Source organism: Rhizobium sp. CB3090, from assembly GCF_029714285.1.
Lineage (GTDB): Bacteria > Pseudomonadota > Alphaproteobacteria > Rhizobiales > Rhizobiaceae > Rhizobium.
Genome location: NZ_CP121662.1, coordinates 3240520 through 3257211, shown reverse-complemented (window position 1 = coordinate 3257211; position 16692 = coordinate 3240520). Strand labels below are relative to the sequence as shown.

Annotated in this window: 15 protein-coding genes; 8 read left to right on the top strand and 7 right to left on the bottom strand. The window is 61.3% G+C overall.

Annotation, left to right across the window (positions count from 1 at the left end; genetic code table 11):
- Positions 1–57: 57 nt before the first annotated feature.
- The 3 genes from QA646_RS15695 to QA646_RS15685 form a co-directional block, all read right to left on the bottom strand.
- Complete coding sequence (locus tag QA646_RS15695) at positions 58–699, bottom strand: ThuA domain-containing protein (protein WP_283056345.1); 642 nt, start codon at positions 697–699, stop codon at positions 58–60.
- 24 nt (positions 700–723) lie between these two features.
- Positions 724–1824, bottom strand: coding sequence for a Gfo/Idh/MocA family oxidoreductase (locus QA646_RS15690; protein WP_283056344.1), 1101 nt, complete (start codon positions 1822–1824; stop codon positions 724–726).
- A 141-nt stretch (positions 1825–1965) separates the two neighbouring features.
- Positions 1966–3168 carry an ROK family transcriptional regulator gene (locus QA646_RS15685; protein ID WP_283056343.1) on the bottom strand — a complete coding sequence of 401 codons (1203 nt, stop codon included), beginning with the start codon at positions 3166–3168 and terminating at the stop codon, positions 1966–1968.
- A gap of 220 nt (positions 3169–3388) precedes the next feature.
- On the opposite strand from QA646_RS15685, the gene QA646_RS15680 reads away from it, so the two are divergent.
- The 4 genes from QA646_RS15680 to ugpC all read left to right on the top strand — a co-directional run bounded on the left by QA646_RS15680 (position 3389) and on the right by ugpC (position 7836).
- Entirely contained in the window at positions 3389–4690 is a 1302-nt protein-coding gene (locus QA646_RS15680; RefSeq protein ID WP_283056342.1) for an extracellular solute-binding protein, read from the top strand.
- A gap of 274 nt (positions 4691–4964) precedes the next feature.
- Positions 4965–5903, top strand: a complete 939-nt coding sequence (locus QA646_RS15675; RefSeq protein ID WP_283056341.1) for a sugar ABC transporter permease — start codon at positions 4965–4967, stop codon at positions 5901–5903.
- Positions 5896–6744 (top strand): carbohydrate ABC transporter permease, encoded by an 849-nt coding sequence (locus QA646_RS15670; RefSeq protein WP_283056340.1) that lies wholly within the window; start codon positions 5896–5898, stop codon positions 6742–6744. Before QA646_RS15675 ends, QA646_RS15670 begins: the two co-directional genes overlap by 8 nt.
- A gap of 21 nt (positions 6745–6765) precedes the next feature.
- Positions 6766–7836 carry a sn-glycerol-3-phosphate ABC transporter ATP-binding protein UgpC gene (gene ugpC, locus QA646_RS15665; protein ID WP_283056339.1) on the top strand — a complete coding sequence of 357 codons (1071 nt, stop codon included), beginning with the start codon at positions 6766–6768 and terminating at the stop codon, positions 7834–7836.
- Here the strand turns inward: ugpC and QA646_RS15660 are convergent.
- Entirely contained in the window at positions 7833–8210 is a 378-nt protein-coding gene (locus QA646_RS15660) for a DUF427 domain-containing protein (protein ID WP_283056338.1), read from the bottom strand. The genes ugpC and QA646_RS15660 overlap by 4 nt on opposite strands.
- Before the next feature lie 61 nt (positions 8211–8271).
- Complete coding sequence (locus tag QA646_RS15655) at positions 8272–8916, bottom strand: TetR family transcriptional regulator (RefSeq protein WP_283056337.1); 645 nt, start codon at positions 8914–8916, stop codon at positions 8272–8274.
- Positions 8917–9220: 304 nt separating this feature from the next.
- Here QA646_RS15655 and QA646_RS15650 point away from each other — a divergent pair, with 304 nt between their 5' ends.
- From QA646_RS15650 to QA646_RS15635, 4 genes are all read left to right on the top strand, one after another.
- Positions 9221–9688, top strand: a complete 468-nt coding sequence (locus QA646_RS15650; protein WP_283056336.1) for a (2Fe-2S)-binding protein — start codon at positions 9221–9223, stop codon at positions 9686–9688.
- The gene (locus tag QA646_RS15645; protein ID WP_283056335.1) at positions 9685–10668 is read left to right on the top strand and encodes a xanthine dehydrogenase family protein subunit M; all 984 of its coding nucleotides are present in this window, start codon (positions 9685–9687) and stop codon (positions 10666–10668) included. The genes QA646_RS15650 and QA646_RS15645 overlap by 4 nt, the downstream gene beginning before the upstream one ends.
- Complete coding sequence (locus QA646_RS15640; RefSeq protein ID WP_283056334.1) at positions 10665–12953, top strand: xanthine dehydrogenase family protein molybdopterin-binding subunit; 2289 nt, start codon at positions 10665–10667, stop codon at positions 12951–12953. Before QA646_RS15645 ends, QA646_RS15640 begins: the two co-directional genes overlap by 4 nt.
- Before the next feature lie 242 nt (positions 12954–13195).
- Positions 13196–14119, top strand: a complete 924-nt coding sequence (locus QA646_RS15635; protein WP_283056333.1) for an SMP-30/gluconolactonase/LRE family protein — start codon at positions 13196–13198, stop codon at positions 14117–14119.
- 14 nt (positions 14120–14133) lie between these two features.
- Here QA646_RS15635 and QA646_RS15630 read toward each other — a convergent pair whose 3' ends face one another.
- Positions 14134–14547, bottom strand: coding sequence for a GFA family protein (locus QA646_RS15630; RefSeq protein WP_283056332.1), 414 nt, complete (start codon positions 14545–14547; stop codon positions 14134–14136).
- A gap of 183 nt (positions 14548–14730) precedes the next feature.
- Complete coding sequence (locus QA646_RS15625) at positions 14731–16563, bottom strand: M23 family metallopeptidase (protein ID WP_283056331.1); 1833 nt, start codon at positions 16561–16563, stop codon at positions 14731–14733.
- Positions 16564–16692: the final 129 nt, after the last annotated feature.

The following is a 16692-nucleotide window of genomic DNA, read 5'->3' as shown; positions in this document are numbered from 1 at the left end:
GGGAGAGGCTAGGGTGAGGGGCCATTCTGGCTCAGAAATCAAATAAAGGCAGGCGCCTCAACGCGCCGCCCAGTTGGCGCCGCGGCGGAAGATGGTTTTCATCTGCGGCACGTTAAATTCCTTGGCCTGGTGGCCGAGCGAGGAATAGAAGACGCGGCCCTTGCCGTACTTGCGTTTCCAGGCGACCGGCATGACGACGCCGTCGATCCAGTAGGCATGGTCGCCGGTGAAGGTCGTGGTCGCCAGCACCTCGTTCGACGGGTCGACATGCATGTAATATTGCTCCGACGTGTAGGGGAAATCGGTGATCCCCTCCATGACCGGATCATCCGGGCGCGTGATATTGACTGTGTAGTCGATGATGTTGCCGGGATGGGCGACCCATTGGCCGCCGATGATGAACTGATACTCGACGCTTTCGCGGAAGCTGTCGCCCGCGCCGCCATGATAGCCGGCGATGCCGACGCCGCTTTCTATCGCGGCGGCAAGGTTCTTCACCTCTTCCTTCTCGATCTTCGACATGGTGACGATCGGCACGATCAGGCTGAGATCGTGGATCGACGGATCGGCGAAGGCTTCGGTGCTGTTTTCGAGATAGACCTTGAAGCTGTCCTCCTCCAGCATGTCACGGATGATATGGGCGCATTCCTGCGGTTCATGGCCGCTCCAGCCGCCCCAGACGATGAGTGCTTCACGCATGATATTCCTCCTGAACTAGCTCAATTAGCGGCCGATCTGTCCGTCAACCAGGGACTCGGACAGAGGGGCAGGACGCTCCGTTTGCGTCGTGATAGTGACGGTGCGCCCGGTGTCGGAGGCCGTCTGGAAGGCTTCCATGACTTCGAGCACATGCAGCGCGAGGCTGCCATTGGCGCGATGCGGACGGTTCGAGCGGATGGCATGCGCCATGTCGGCGACGCCGAGCGAGCGGTAATTGCCGTCGGCATAGGGTGCGGTGATTTCGCGCTCGGCAAATTCGCCTCCCTTCTTCAGGAACTCCACGGGGCCGCCGAAACGATTCGGATCGGGCACGATCAGCGTGCCTTCGGTGCCGTAGACTTCGAGGGGCACATGCTTGTGGCCGGCGACATCGAAGCTCATGCCGATCTGGACGACAGCGCCATTGGCAAAGGCCATAACGCCGGCAACATGCGTCGGCACATGCACGGGGATGTGCTCGCCATTGCGCGGCTCGCTGGTGATGATGCGCTCCTTGCGCGGCGTGACGGCAAAGCCGGCGACCTGGGAGACGGGGCCAAGCAGGTTGACGAGATCCGTGATGTAATAGGGGCCCATATCGAGCATCGGGCCGCCGCCGACTTCATAATAGAAAGCCGGATTCGGATGCCAGCGTTCATGGCCGGGGCACATGAAAGTGGCGGTGCCGCCGACCGGAATGCCGATCGCACCCTCGTCGATGATGGCGCGCGCCGTCTGGTGGCCGCCGCCGAGGAAGGTATCGGGGGCCGCGCCGATGCGCAGGCCCTTGGCGGCCGCCGCATCCGCGAGCGTCTTGCCCTCGGTGAAATTGATGCCGAGCGGCTTTTCCGAATAGGTATGTTTGCCGGCTTCCAGCGCCTGCAGCCCCACGGCGACATGCGCCTTTGGAATGGTCAGGTTGACGATGATCTCGATCGAGGGGTCTGCCAGCAGGGAAGCGATATCGACCGCCTTCAGGCCGAATTCGGCGGCCTTCGCCTCGGCGAGTTCGCGATTGAGGTCGGCCACACCTTTGATGTCGAGGATGGGAAAGGATTTCATGGCGGTGAGATAGGCGCCGGAAATGTTTCCGCAGCCGATAATGCCGATGCCGACCTTGTTCATAGGTTTAATCCAGATGAATTGTCTTTGGCTGTCTTGGAGCGGCTCAGCGTTCACAGAAGCGCTGAGCCGCTCTATCCTGTTGTTTCGACGCAATTCCGGACGGAAAACCGCTGCGCACTTTTCCTGGAATTGCTCCGGAGATCAAAGGGCCGGTGCCGGTCCCGTCGTTCCCCAGGGCGATTCGTAGAGTTCCCGCAGCGCCACGACCGCAGCGCCCTGCGCCCAGGTCTCGTCGGTCGACTGGTCGAAAACGAGTTCGGTCACGCCCTTGATCGATGGCGGGATCGCCAGCGAATAGGCTTCCCGCAGCCTGTCGAGGAAGGGCTGACCGAGCGCCAGGCTCGAACCGACCAGGATGACGCGCGGCGGGGCAAACAGCGTGACGATATTGGCGAGAGCCATGCCGCAGGCCTCGCCGGCGCGGATTGCCGCGCTGATCAGCGTGTTGTCGTCGGCGTCGATCAGCGTCTTGGCATGCGCCATTCCCCGGCCGAGGCGGATGGCTTCGGCAAAACGGCCGCTCGGCTGATCGCCAAGGATAGCGCTTTCGCCGGCAAGGCTTGCCAATCTGATGGTGCCCTGCGGCCCCATGCCGAGCACGAGATCGCCGAGATTGTGGCTAAGGCCGCCGGCGCCGCGAAAGAGTTGGCCGCCATGCAGCACGCCAAGCCCCAGCGTCTGTTCCAGCGACACGAGCACCATGTCGTCCAGGTCTCTCGCCTTGCCGAACCAGTGATGCGCCAGGGTGATGGCATGCGCATCACTCTCGACGATGGTGGTCACACCCAGGCGTTCCGACATTTCCTTGGCGAAATCGACGCCGGTTTCGCGAAAGATCGGGCTGGTGCGGACGTGGCCGGTGCGGTGCTCGACGACGCCGGGCAGGCCGAGACAGACGGAATCGATCTCGTCCAGAGCCAGATTGGCGTCGACGACGCAGCGGCGCACGCCATCTTCGATGAGATCGGCAATGACGCCGATCGGCTGCCGGTCGACGCGGAGCGCCAGCGTCAGCGTGGAAAGAACCTCGCCGCGGAAGTCTGTCACGACGAAGACCATGCGGTTGGCGGCAATTTTCGCGCCGACGACGCGCGCGGCATCCGGATTGAGTTCCAGCATGACGCGGGGCCGGCCTCGGGCGGCCGCCTCGCGCAGGTCGCCTTCGGTGCGCGCCAGGATCAGCCCGTCATCCAGCAATGACGCGGTGATTGCCGAGACTGTCGTGGTCGAAAGCTGGGTGCGGTCGCTGATTTCGATACGTGCGATGGAGCCTGCCCGCCGGATCGTATCCAGCACATTGAAGCGGTTTATCGCCCGCATAAGCTCGGGATCTGCTGTTTTCATGAGAATGGCGCCGAATGATGGACCCGCTCGGCTACGGCCTGATATTTTTGACGGAATACGAATTAAATAGCCTATGGTCGTCGCCCAATGTCAAGCCGTTTTGCAGGCGATGCGGCAAAAATTTAGGGATGGTGGTTGACATTTCAGCAAAGCTCCGCTGAATTATTCCGCATAAGGGAAAAAATATTGAGGCTCTTGGTTCCCTTGGGAGGAGAAAATCATGATCCATCTACGTGGGGCCAAGGCCCTTCGCATCGCCGCGATTGCCGCAACGACCGGGCTGACGATTCTGGCGGGTGCGTCGACCGCTGCCGCCGATACCGTCGTCAAATGGCTGCATCTGGAAACCGATCCGAACTATGTCGCCGTCTGGCGCAAGATCGCGGATCAGTACGAGGCCAAGCATCCCGGCACCAAGATCGAGATGCAGTTCCTCGCCAACGAGGCCTTCAAGGCCAAACTGCCGACGCTGCTGCAATCGAAGGACGCGCCCGATTTCTTCTTTAGCTGGGGCGGCGGCGTGCTGAAGCAGCAGCAGGCGACCGGCACGCTGATGGATCTGACTGCGGCGATGAACGCCAAGGATGGCGCCTGGGTGAAGAGCTACAATCCCGCGGCGGTGAAAGGCCTGACGTTCGACGGCAAGATCAGCGCCGTACCCTATAAGCTCGGCACGGTTTCCTTCTTCTACAACAAGGCGCTGTTCGCCAAGGCCGGCGTCGATGCCAATGCTATCAAGACCTGGGACGATTATCTGGCCGCCGTCAAGAAGCTCAAGGCTGCGGGTATCGCGCCGATCGCCGGCGGTGGCGGCGAGAAGTGGCCGATCCATTTCTACTGGAGCTATCTGGTGATGCGCGACGGCGGCCAGCAGGTGTTCAACGACGCCAAAACCGGTAAGGGCAACGGCTTCAACGATCCGGCGATCATCAAGGCCGGCGAACAGCTTGCCGAACTCGGCAAGCTCGAACCCTTCCAGCCCGGCTATCTCGGCACGACCTGGCCGCAGGCTCTCGGCGTCTTTGGCGACGGCAAGGCTGCGATGATCCTCGGCTTCGAAAATACGGTTGCCAACCAACGCACCAATTCCGGCGACGGCAAGGGTCTGGCGGACGATAATATCGGTCGCTTCGCCTTCCCGGCCGTGACTGGCGGTGCCGGTCTTCCGACCGATACGCTCGGTGGCCTGAACGGCTGGGCCGTCACCAAGAAGGCTCCGCCCGAGGCGCTTGATTTCCTCGCCTATCTGACCAATGCCGAAAACGAGCGCACCATGGCGCAGGCCGGCATGATCATCCCGGTCGCCGTCGGCGCAGAAGACGGCGTCAAGGGGCCGCTGATGCACGAAGCGGCCGACCAGCTCGCGCATTCCACCTGGCATCAGAACTTCTTCGACCAGGATCTCGGCCCCTCGGTCGGCCGCGTCGTCAACGATGTGGCTGTCGGCATCGTCTCCGGCCAGATTTCGCCAAAGGATGGCGCGCAGCAGGTCCAGGACGCCTTCGAACAGGATCAGTTCTGACGTTTAAACCCCTTCGCGCCGACGGGGAGAAGGTGAATCGAACGATTGAGCGTCGCGAAATCGTGAGAGACGGATGAGGGGTGTCCTGTGCAACCCTTACGGTGCAATGCCCCCTCAACCTGCCCTTCGGGCATCCTTCTCCCCGGCGGGGCGAAGGTGAAACGTGCCTTTCGCCAATTTGGCGAGACAATTGACCGGGTGAGCCAGCTCCGAAACCGGCTCGCCATTCCAAAGACGACATGCTTCCCTGGAACCTCAGGGGTCAGGATCATCAATGACCGATGTCAGCGCCACGACCGCCATGCCTTCCATCGCAAGAGCGAGGTCTGCTGCGAAACGAAAATCGCCGGCTGCGCGCGGCCGCTTGCCCGTCATCCTGCTGTTCCTGCCGCCGGCGCTGCTGCTCTTCACCATCTTCGTCATCCTGCCGATGGGGGAAGCGGCCTGGTACAGCCTTTATCGCTGGAACGGCTACGGGCCACCGACCGAATTTGTGGGCCTGCGCAATTTCCAGGTGTTGTTCAAGAACGGCGCCTTCCTGACGTCGCTCAAGAACAATGCGCTCATCATCCTGGTTTCGATCGCAGTCCAGGTACCGCTTGCTATCTGGCTGGCGACGATGCTGGCGCACCGCATTCGCGGCGTCGTGCTCTTCCGGCTGATCTTCTTTTTGCCCTACGTGCTGGCCGAAGTGGCGGCCGGCCTGATCTGGCGTTTCGTCTATGACGGTGATTACGGCTTGTTTGCCGCGATCGCGCATTTCATCGGTACCCCGACGCCCTACGTGCTCGCCGACAAAAATCTGGCGATGTATGCCGTGCTCGGCGTGATCGTGTGGAAATATTTCGGCTTTCACATGATGCTGTTCATCGCCGGCATGCAGTCGCTCGACAAGAGCGTGCTGGAGGCGGCCGAGATCGACGGCGCCACCGGCTGGCAGAAATTCCGCTACGTGACGCTGCCACTCTTGGGCTCGACGCTACGTCTTTCCGTCTTCTTCGCCGTCGTCGGATCGCTGCAGCTTTTCGACATGATCATGCCGCTTACCGGCGGCGGCCCGTTCAACTCGACCCAGACGATGGTGACCTTCCTTTATAATTTCGGCGTCACCCGCATGCAGGTCGGCCTCGGCAGCGCCGTCGGCGTCGTGCTGTTCGTGATCTGCGTCACCCTCGCCTTCGGCTACAAACGGATATTTATGCGCAATGACTGATATGGCTTCATCCGTTCGCATGACCACCGGCACCAAGATCTATCTCTACGTGTCGCTGACCATCATCGCCGCCATCGTGCTGATCCCGCTTCTGACGACCGCGCTCGGCGGCTTCAAGACGCTAGGCGATCTCCGCACCAACCCCTTCGGCCTGCCGGCCGAGTGGCATTTCGAGAATTATACCGGCATCCTGTTCGGTGACCGCTATTGGCGACAGATGATGAATTCGCTGATCATCGCTGTGCTGACCGTGTTCCTGACGCTGTCGGTCTCGGCCATGGCGGCTTTCGCCTTCGCGCATGTGAAATTCTTTGGCTCGAACTTCCTGCTGAACTATTTCCTCATTGGCCTGATGTTTCCGGCGGCGACTGCGATCCTGCCGCTCTTCATCCGCATCCGCGATCTCGGCCTGCTGAACACCTATTGGGGAGTGGTGCTGCCGCAGGTGGCTTTCGGCCTCGGCATGAGCATTCTTCTGTTTAGAAACTATTTTCGCAACCTTCCGGAAGAATTGTTCCAGGCGGCTTTCGTCGATGGTTGCGGCTATATCCGCTTCTTCTGGCATATCTCGCTGCCGCTCTCGCGACCGATCATCGCGACCGTCAGCATCATTTCCTTCGTCGGCAGTTGGAACAGCTACATCCTGCCACTCATCATGCTGAACTCGGATTCGATCTATCCCTGGCCGCTGGGCATGATGGTCTATAGCGGCGAATTCGGCACGGAATGGGAGCTGGTACTTGCCTTCATCACGCTGACCATCCTGCCCACCATTATCGTCTTCTTCCTGGCGCAGAAGCACATCATTGCCGGCCTCACCGCCGGCGCCGTGAAATCCTGAGCCTTATTGGAGCACAAACAAATGGCATCCGTCGAACTACATAACATCCATAAAGCCTATGGGGCGCTGACCGTCATCCACGACATCTCGCTTTCGATCGAGGACGGTGAGTTCATCGCGCTCGTTGGCCCGTCCGGCTGCGGCAAGTCCACGCTACTGCGGATGATCGCCGGGCTTGAGGAAATCACGGACGGCGATGTGTCGATCGGCGGGCAGGTGGTCAACGCCATGACGCCGCGCGAGCGCAACATTGCCATGGTCTTCCAGTCCTATGCGCTCTATCCGCATATGACGGTCGCCGAGAACATGGGCTTTAACCTGAAGCTCTCGGGCGAGACCAAGCCGGTGATCGAGCAGCGGGTCAACGAAGCGGCGCGCATGCTCGACCTCACCAAGCTGCTCGACCGCAAGCCGGCGCAGCTTTCCGGCGGCCAGCGCCAGCGTGTCGCCATGGGCCGCGCCGTGGTGCGCAATCCGGCCGTCTTCCTGTTCGACGAACCCTTGTCGAACCTCGATGCAAAGCTGCGCGTGCAGATGCGTTCGGAGATCAAGGCGCTGCATCAGAAGGTGCAGACCACCTCGATCTATGTCACCCACGACCAGATCGAAGCCATGACGCTTGCGGACCGCATCGTCGTGCTGAATCAGGGCCGGATCGAGCAGCAGGGCACGCCGATCGAGCTTTACCGCCAGCCGGCCAATCTCTTCGTCGCCGGCTTCATCGGCTCGCCAGCCATGAATTTCCTCGATGGCGTGGTGGATGGCGTCGAGGGCGCCCCCGCCGTGCGGCTGAAGGACAGCACGCCGATCCGCATCGCCGGCGAGCGCAAAGTGAAGGCCGGCCAGAGCGTGAAGATCGGCCTTCGACCGGAACATCTGAGCTTGACGGGCAGCGGCTCACCGCTCAGTGGCCAGACCTTGCTGGTCGAACCGACTGGTGCGCAGACGCATGTACTGTTCGATCTGGCCGGCGAGCAGGTGACCGCCGTCGTCGACGGAGAGACGCCGGTTCGCTATGGCGAGCAACTGAAGGTCAACGTCAATGCCGATCAGGTCTATGTCTTCGACAGTGGAAGCGGTCTGGCTCTTTAAGCATCGACCCTTATAGCGTCGACCCGATCCGGGTAGAAGGCCATGTAATCCTTGATCTGGCTGACGGAGGCGTGGGGATATTCGTAGGTCCAGACCGCGTTCACCGAACGCTCGCCGCCGGCAGGGATGCTGTAGTAGGAGCAATCGCCCTTGTAGGGACAGTAGGTGGCATGGTCCGTTCTCTGGAGCGCGGACATATCGACATCCTTGCGCGGCACATAAATGACCGCCGGATAGGAGGCTTCCTTCAGGGACAGCGCGTCACGTGTATCGGCAATGACCTTGCCGGCAGCCGAAACGGTGACATGCGCACGCTTGTTCTCGATCGTGATGGGATGATCAGGTCCGGGGATTTTGATCGGCTTTTCGGACATTCTTGCTCTCCTCGCCTGACGATCTCAGTTCAAAAGCATATAGGAAGCATCCAGCCGATTATCAGGTCCCCTGCGGCATCCGCGCTTTCGGCGCCCCCCAGCGCAGGCCATCCATCAGCAGGCGGACGAGGCGGCGGGAGCGGTCGTGCCACTCGGGTGAATTGGGCATGGAATAGGTTCCGGATAGGGCATGCAGCACGTCGGTGCTGTCGACATCGGTGCGGATCGAGCCGTCGGCCACTGCCCGTTCGATCAGGCCACGGAGCGCGATCGGCACCATGCCGTAGCTGTCGGCGAAGAGTTCGGAATTGCTGTTGAGCAGGATGCGCAGGCTGTCGGCCATGCCGCGCTTGGTGGCAATATAGCCGACGAAGCGGTGCATCCATTCTTCCAGCGCCTGATCCGGCGCATGTTCACGCGAAAGCTCTTCGGCCGCATTGCAGAGCACTTCCACCTCATGGCGATAGACGACTTCGACCAGATGTTCGCGGGTCGGAAAATGACGGTAGAGCGTACCGACGCCGACACCGGCGCGTCGGGCAATGTCTTCGAGCGAGGCGGCGGTGCCGTGGCTGGCGAAGGCTTGCGCCGCGGCTTCGATGAGCTTGTCACGATTGCGACGCGCATCCGCGCGTAGGGTTTTGGTGCCTGGCGGCGTGTCGTCCTTCAGCTCTGACGATGGCCTCGAAGCCAATTTTCGCTCCATGCGGATTGCGACTTGACGATATCCGACAAGTCTCTAGGATAATAAACGGAGGCGCCTCCGCTTAATCTGGAGTACCAGAGGATTGTTATCGCATAACGGGCCAAGATGCCATTGCCGTCTGATCGGAGGAGCGTAGACGGTGAAAGCGCGGCCCTTGCAGGCGTCCCACTACGAGCCACGAGCGCCGGCGAAAGCGCTGTAGCCTGATTACCTGGCGCCGGCCAGGCTGACGTCAAGAGCTGATGTCATGGCCGGCAGATCCTGATGATTGCAAAAGATGATGACCCGAACAGGGAGTGAGCTGATGACTACCGTCCATCTCGATATCAACGGACACGAGCACGAGCTTTCGTTCGATCCGCGTGTCACGCTTCTCGATGCCCTTCGCGAGCATCTCAGTCTGACCGGCACCAAGAAGGGCTGCGACCAGGGCCAATGCGGCGCCTGCACCGTCCATGTCGACGGCGAACGTGTGCTTTCCTGTCTGATGCTGGCCGCCCAGGCCGAAGGCCGCAAGGTCACGACGATCGAAGGGCTGGCGGCGGAAAACGGCGATCTGCATCCGGTCCAGGCGGCCTTTCTGGAGCATGACGCTTTCCAATGCGGCTATTGCACGCCGGGGCAGATCATGTCGGCCGTTGCCTGCATCCGCGAAGGCCATGCAGGCTCCGATGATGAAATCCGCGAATATATGGCCGGCAATCTCTGTCGGTGCGGCGCCTATCCGCATATCGTCGCCGCCGTACGCGAAGCAGCGGAGGCCACCCGATGAAGGCCTTTTCCTATCTCCGTGCCGGCTCTGTCGATGAGGCCCGGCAAGCCGCTGCCTCTTCCGCCGCCATGCTGCTCGCCGGCGGCACGACGCTGCTCGATCTTGCCAAATGTGGCGTTGCCGAGCCCGAAACGGTGGTGGATATCAGCCATCTTGCCGGTCTTGATGCCATCTCTTTCACCGATCAGGGTGTTACGATCGGTGCGCTCGCCAAGATGAGCCGGGTCGCCGACGATGCCAATATCAAGGCGCAGTTCCCAGCCATTTCGCAGGCGCTGTCGCTCGCGGCCTCTGCGCAGATCCGCAACATGGCGACGATCGGCGGCAATCTGCTGCAGCGTACGCGCTGTCCCTATTTCCGCGATCCAGCGACCTTCTCTGCCTGCAACAAGCGCGCGCCCGGTTCCGGCTGCACGGCAATTGGCGGCGTCACGCGCAATCATGCCGTTCTCGGCACGAGCGATGCCTGTATCGCGACCAATCCCGGTGATCTGGCGGTGGCTCTGGTGGCCTTTGATGCGGTCGTGCATCTCGGCACCCGAGAGGTCGCGATCGACGATTTCTTCCTATTGCCGGGAACGACGCCTGAGCGGGAACATGCGATCGAACCGGGCGAGATGATTACGGCAATCACCGTTCCGGCCTCTGCCGCCGCACGCCGTTCGATCTATCTCAAGGTGCGCGACCGGCAATCCTACGAGTTCGCCGCGGCCAGTGCTGCCGTCGGGCTCGAACTGGAGGCTGACGGCAGGACGATTCGCGATATCCGGGTGGCGCTTGGTGGTGTCGCTACCAAGCCCTGGCGCGCCCGTGCCGTCGAAAACGCATTGAAGGGCCAGCGGCTGAATGCGGCCACCGTGAAGCGCGCCAGCCAGCTCGCCGTCCAAGGTGCCGTCTATCATGGCGGCAATCACTACAAGATCGCGCTTGCGCCGCGTGTCGTCGAGCGCGCCATCCTGACGATGGGAGAAATGGCATGACCATCATGGAAACCAGAAAACGTGGCGCCGCCGACGGCGCGCTTGGCGGGCGGCTGTCCCGTCTGGATGGAGTGGCGAAGATCAAGGGCGAGGCCGACTATGCGGTCGAGCACGATCTCGAGGGGCTGACCCATGCGGTGATGGTGCAAAGCACGATCGCCGCCGGCCGCATCACCGGCATGGATACGTCGGCCGCGGAGAAAGCGCCGGGCGTTCTGCTGGTGCTGACGCCGGACAACCAGATGGCGCTGAATTCGGCAACCACCTGGATGGACACGCCCGGCCCGGAAGGCCCCTACCAGCCGTTGCTGCGCGAGATCACCTTCAGCGGCCAGCATATCGCCGCCGTCATTGCCGAGACCCTCGAACAGGCGACGGCTGCGGCTGCATTGATCAAAATCACCTATGAAGAAACGCCGGCGATCTTCAGCCTCAACGATCCGAAGAGCGGCGAGGGTTTTCCGATCGATCCGATGACCAGGGAGTGGGGCGATGCCGCAGCGGCTTTGGCCGCAGCGCCGGTCAAGATCGAGGCTGAATACAAGACGCCGCGGGAATATAACGTGCCGATCGAGCCGCATGGGCTGATCGCCAAATGGGACGGCGACATGCTGACCCTCTGGGAACCAAGCCAATGGATTGACGGCATGGCGCGCACCTATGCCGAATGGTTCGGCATCCCATTCGAGAATGTACGGATGATCTCGCCTTATATCGGCGGCGGCTTCGGGTCGAAGGCATTTGCGCTTCCGCATGGCGCGGTCGCCGCCATGGCGGCGAAAGTGCTTGGCCGTCCGGTGAAGCTGGTGATCACCCGGCCGCAGACCTTTACCTCCTTCGGTGGCCGGCCCGGCACGCGTCAGAGGATCGCTCTTGGCGCGACCAGGGACGGAAAGCTCACCTCCATCGTCCATACCAGCGCCAACGAGACGTCGATTGGTGACGTGGCGGTCGAGCCTTTGGGGGTCGTAACCTCGATCATGTACGCGACGCCCAATCTCTCGTCGCGGCAGAACATCGTGGCAGTGAATACCGTAAAGCCCGGCGCATTGCGTGCCCCCGGCGAAAATCCGAGCGCCTGGGGTATCGAAAGCGCTATCGACGAACTCGCCTATGAACTCGGCATGGACCCGCTGGAAATCCGGTTGAAGAATTATGCCGAGCGGGACCAAGAAGTCGACAAGCCCTGGTCGACAAGGCAACTGCGTGAGGCTTTCGAGGCCGGAGCCAAGGCTTTCGGCTGGGCGAAACGTTCGCATGCGCCGCGCTCCATGCGTGACGGCAAGCATCTGATCGGCTGGGGTGTCGGCGCCGGCACCTATCCGGTACGCCGGACGCCGGGTGAAGCGCTGGTGCGAATCCTCGCCGACGGCTCGGCGGAAGTGGCGAGCAGCGGCATCGACATGGGCCAGGGCACCTACACGATCCTGGCGCAGACGGCGGCCGAAACACTCGGCATCCCGGTCGAGCAGGTCCGCGTCAAGCTTGGCGATTCCGCCCTGCCGCGCGCGCCGGTCGCCGGCGGTTCGCAACTTGCCAATCTGATGACCGGCGCCGTCTACAAGGCAGCGGTCGCCGCCCGCGATGAGCTGGTGGGATTGGCGATCAACGATCCTAATTCTCCGCTTCGCGATCTGCAGGCCAATACGCTGACCGTTTCGGAGGGCCGCATCCTGCCGCCGCGCGATGGCGGAGAGGGCATCGCCATTGCCGAGTTTCTGCGGCAGATCGGCCGCGACAACATCGAAGTGCTGCGCAACACTTTGCCGGAAGACAGGCAGAGCAAGGCGGATCACTATCGCAACTTCTCGACCATTGCGACAATGCTGTCGCCTACGGATGGCGACTACTCGATGCATAGCTGGTGCGCACACTTCATCGAAGTGCGCGTCGACGAGGATTTCGGCACCGTACGCGTCTCGCGTGTCGTCTCGGCACTCGATTCCGGCCGGCTCTACAATCCGAAGCTTGCCGAAAGCCAGTGGAAGGGCGGCATCATCATGGGCATCGGCCAGGCGCTGCTGGAAGAGGGCATTGTCGATGAGCGCTTCGCTCGTGTCATCAACAATAATCTCGGCGACTATCTCGTGCCGACCAATGCGGATATTCCCGACATCGAAGTGCTCTCCGTCGGCATTCCCGATCCACACGCCTCCGTGCTCGGCGGCAAAGGGGTCGGCGAACTGGCGATCGTCGGCGTCGCACCGGCAATTGCCAATGCGGTTTTCCACGCGACGGGCAAGCGGATACGCGAGCTGCCGATTACGTTGGAGAAGCTGCTGTAATTTTGCCGGTCGGGCGAGGCCGCTGTTGACATGGTCTTGTGCCCGGCTCCTCACCCTACCCCTCTCTCCGCATTGCGGGGAGAGGAAACGATGGAACTGTTCCAGCAACGCAATGACTCGGTGAAAAGCGTCTCATATCTTCAGCTTGTTTTTGACAGCCGATGATTGCTGTCACTAGACTGGCTTCCGATTATGGGAGGCCGGTCGGAGTTGGCTGGCTGTGAGGAACAGGGCGGAGCATCATGAGCCAGTATGATATTCTCGATCAGCGCTTTAAGGCGTTGATCAACGGTTCTGCGCAATTGGAGCAGCTTTGGACCGGCGGGCGTTGGACCGAGGGACCGGTCTATGTGCCGGCCGCGCGCCATGTGGTGTGGTCCGATATCCCGAACGACCGGATCCTGCGGTACGACGAGGTAACGGGTGCAGCCGGCGTCTTCGAGAGCCCTGTCGGCTATCACAATGGCCATACGCTCGATTTCGAGGGGCGAATTATTGCCTGCGAGCATGGCCGCCGCCGTCTCAGCCGGCTTGATCATGACGGCCGCTGGCGGCCGCTCGCCGAGCATTTCGAGGGCAAGCGGTTGAATTCGCCGAACGATGTTGTCGTAAAATCGGATGGTTCGATCTGGTTCACCGATCCGACCTACGGGATCGACAGTGACTATGAGGGCTTTGCCGCGCCGTCCGAAATCAACGCGTCTAACGTCTATCGCATCGATCCGGCCGATGGAGCGGTGACGCTGGTTGCCGGTAACCGCGTCAAGCCGAACGGCCTTGCCTTCTCGCCGGATGAAAGCGTGCTCTATGTCTCCGACACCGGCGGTACACATGTGCCCGGCCTGCCGCCGACGATCACGGCCTATTCCGTCAATCCGGACGGGCGCAGCCTCGGTGAGGGGCGTGTTTTCGCCACTTGCGAAGTCGGCCTGTTCGACGGTTTCCGGGTCGATCGGCACGGCAACATCTTTGCGTCCAGCGGCGATTCCGTTCGGGTTTACGCACCGGATGGCACATTGATCGGCCGCATTCTCGTTCCCGAGGTCGTATCGAACCTCTGCTTCGGCGGCCCGAAGCGCAACCGGCTTTACATCACCGCCACGACCTCTCTCTATGCGATCTATGTAAATAGCGGCCCTGCTGAGCCGGCTAATCGTCTGCGTTAAACGCTGGTGAGATCTCAGTTCGAATTTTTTGCCGCACTGCTTTGCTGAAAGTGTTCGGCACCTTCGATTTGAACCCAATCGTGTTTCGACTGCTCAAAGACCGATCTAGCCGGGCCTGGGAATTTCGGGTCGGCCATAGCGCCGACCGCAACTCCCACGAAGGACGGCACGTTGTCGGCCTTCCAATAGACGGATGATCCGCAGTTTGGACAGAAGTAGGTGTGGACCTTTCCGCCGCTTGCCGCCTGGCGGGTGAACTCTTTCGACGTTCCGGAAATCGCGACAGAGTCGACGGGATAAAAGGCGCCTACGCCAAATGGCGCGCCGGTTCTGCGTTGGCAATCAAGACAGTGACAGGCGACAACCAATTTTGACGGTTCTGAAAACGTCAGGGTAAGAGCGCCGCAACTGCATCGGGCATCAGCCATTGGAAATCCTCCGTTTTTTGAAGCGGGATCGTGTCGAGATTTCAAACAGGCGTTACGGTGCGCTCCCGCTGCGCATCGTCCAACATGCATCCGAGGCTGGCTCCATTGTCCAGCTTCAAATCAAAACTTCGCTGTTTGGGGAATCTTGGTCGTGCCGGGCGCGTGCCGCTGTAGTCGCGGCAATCAGGGCCTGCCGGAGTGACCCGGGCCTGCGCCCGGGCTTGGCCCTCGCTCCGGCCCCTGGTCGAAGGCGGAGAACGGGCGAGCCTCGTTTGGCGACGGCACGTCGAGATAGGTCATGATGTTGTCGACGTGGCTGACCTGCGAGCGCAGGCTGTCCAGCGATTTACCAGTGAGATTGGTGCCGGCCGGCAATTGGGCGGTCAGCGGGTTTTCGTAGCGGCCGTTGACGCGCAGTTCGTAGTAGAGATGCGGACCGGTGGAATAGCCGGTGGAGCCGACATAGGCGATGACCTGGCCCTGGGTGACGCGCTCGCCGACATGCAGGTCCGACGGCGTCGAGGCAATATGGGCATAGGTTGTCTCGTAGCCACCATCGTGGCGAATGCGGACATATTTGCCGTAGCCCGTTTCCCAGGAAATCTTTTCGACGATGCCGTCTCCGGCGGCCATGATCGGGCTGCCCATCGGGGCGCGGAAATCGACGCCGTTGTGGAATTTCTTCACGCCGAGGATCGGATGGATGCGCCAGGCAAATCCGTCGCCGAGCGTACCGTTGGGAACCGGGCGGTGGGTCAGCACCTTGGCGACGGAGTGACCGCCCTCGTCGTAGAATTCCGAGGGGCCTTCGCCACCGTCTTTGTGCAGATAGAAGCGGTGCGTGTCGCCATCGGTGTGGAACTCGATGAACATCAATTCGCTTTTGCCATTGTCTGCCTTGCGGAACAGCAGATCGACACTGTCGGGCGCGTCGTCGCCACCCGTCAGTGAAACGCCATTTGCCTTGGCGAGCTTGATGAGCTGGTCGGCGCATTCCTCGGAAAGCCCCGCCTTCTTCAGCTTGGTGCGGATCGTCGACCGGTCGTTGCTGTCGACGCCCTTGAGGTCGACAGCGGCCACTTCCGAGGAGGACGGCGCGTCAGCCTGGCTCTCGCTGTAAAGCGTGGAAAACAGCCTGTCGTCGGTGAGCGGCACGAAACCGTCGGCATCGTCGCGCGCGACGATGCGCTCCGGTGTTTTCTCGCCGCTGAGGCGAGCCATGATCAATTTCGGATGCGCGTCGGCGGTCTTTTTCTCGAGCAGCAGTTCCAGGCTGTCGCCGGGCGAAACCGTATCGGTTTCCAGGGCCCGCTGCAGCTCGTCGCCAGCGTTTTCGTCGAGACCGGCGGAGGCGAGGATATCCTGCAGGTCCTGCCGGTCCTTCGGCATGGAAACCAGCCGTTTAAACTCGCGGCCGGCCTCGCCCGTTGTCGCCTTCGATACGCTGACATTCAACGGCACGCCGCGAACTGGAAAGCGCGAGCGCCGGACCGCGTCATAACGATTGGCGTGCGGATAGATGCCCGGGCGGATATCCGAAAGCGACGGCGCTGAGAAGAGAGCGTTCTCGGGCTGTGCATCGCCGTCATAGGTCGCATTGATGGCCGTGGCATCGCTGTCGGAGGGTTCGCTATCCTCGGCTTTGAAGACAAGCGTCGTGCGGTGATAGGTGAAGATGCGGGTTTCGCCGCTCGACGTCTTTTCCGCCACCTGCGCAAAACGGGCGCCGTCGAAACGTTGTTTCGCCGCAAGCCGTTCGCTCTTGGGCAAGGCCGGCTGTGACCGGATGAGCTGGGCGATGTGGACCGGTACGGCCTGTTCGATCGTGTGGCGGGCAAGCAGCGGATAAAGAACAGTCGCAAGAAGGCCGAACGAGGCAGTGCCGGCAAGGCCGATGGCGATCAGATGGCGAAGATGGGCGGAGCGGGGCAGAAAAGGAATATGAAATTCATGATGCGGCCGCGCCTGAATCGCAGCTTCTGCGGGAAATTGGACGCGCAATGGACTTTCGACCATGAATTGAAGAACCCTGCAGACTGCGGTGGGCCCAAATTAGGGCAAATCATGTCAAAATCTGGGCAAATATTACGTATAGGTTAATTACGGTGATCTTCAGCGCGTGCAGATTCGCGCGTTACGGGCGAT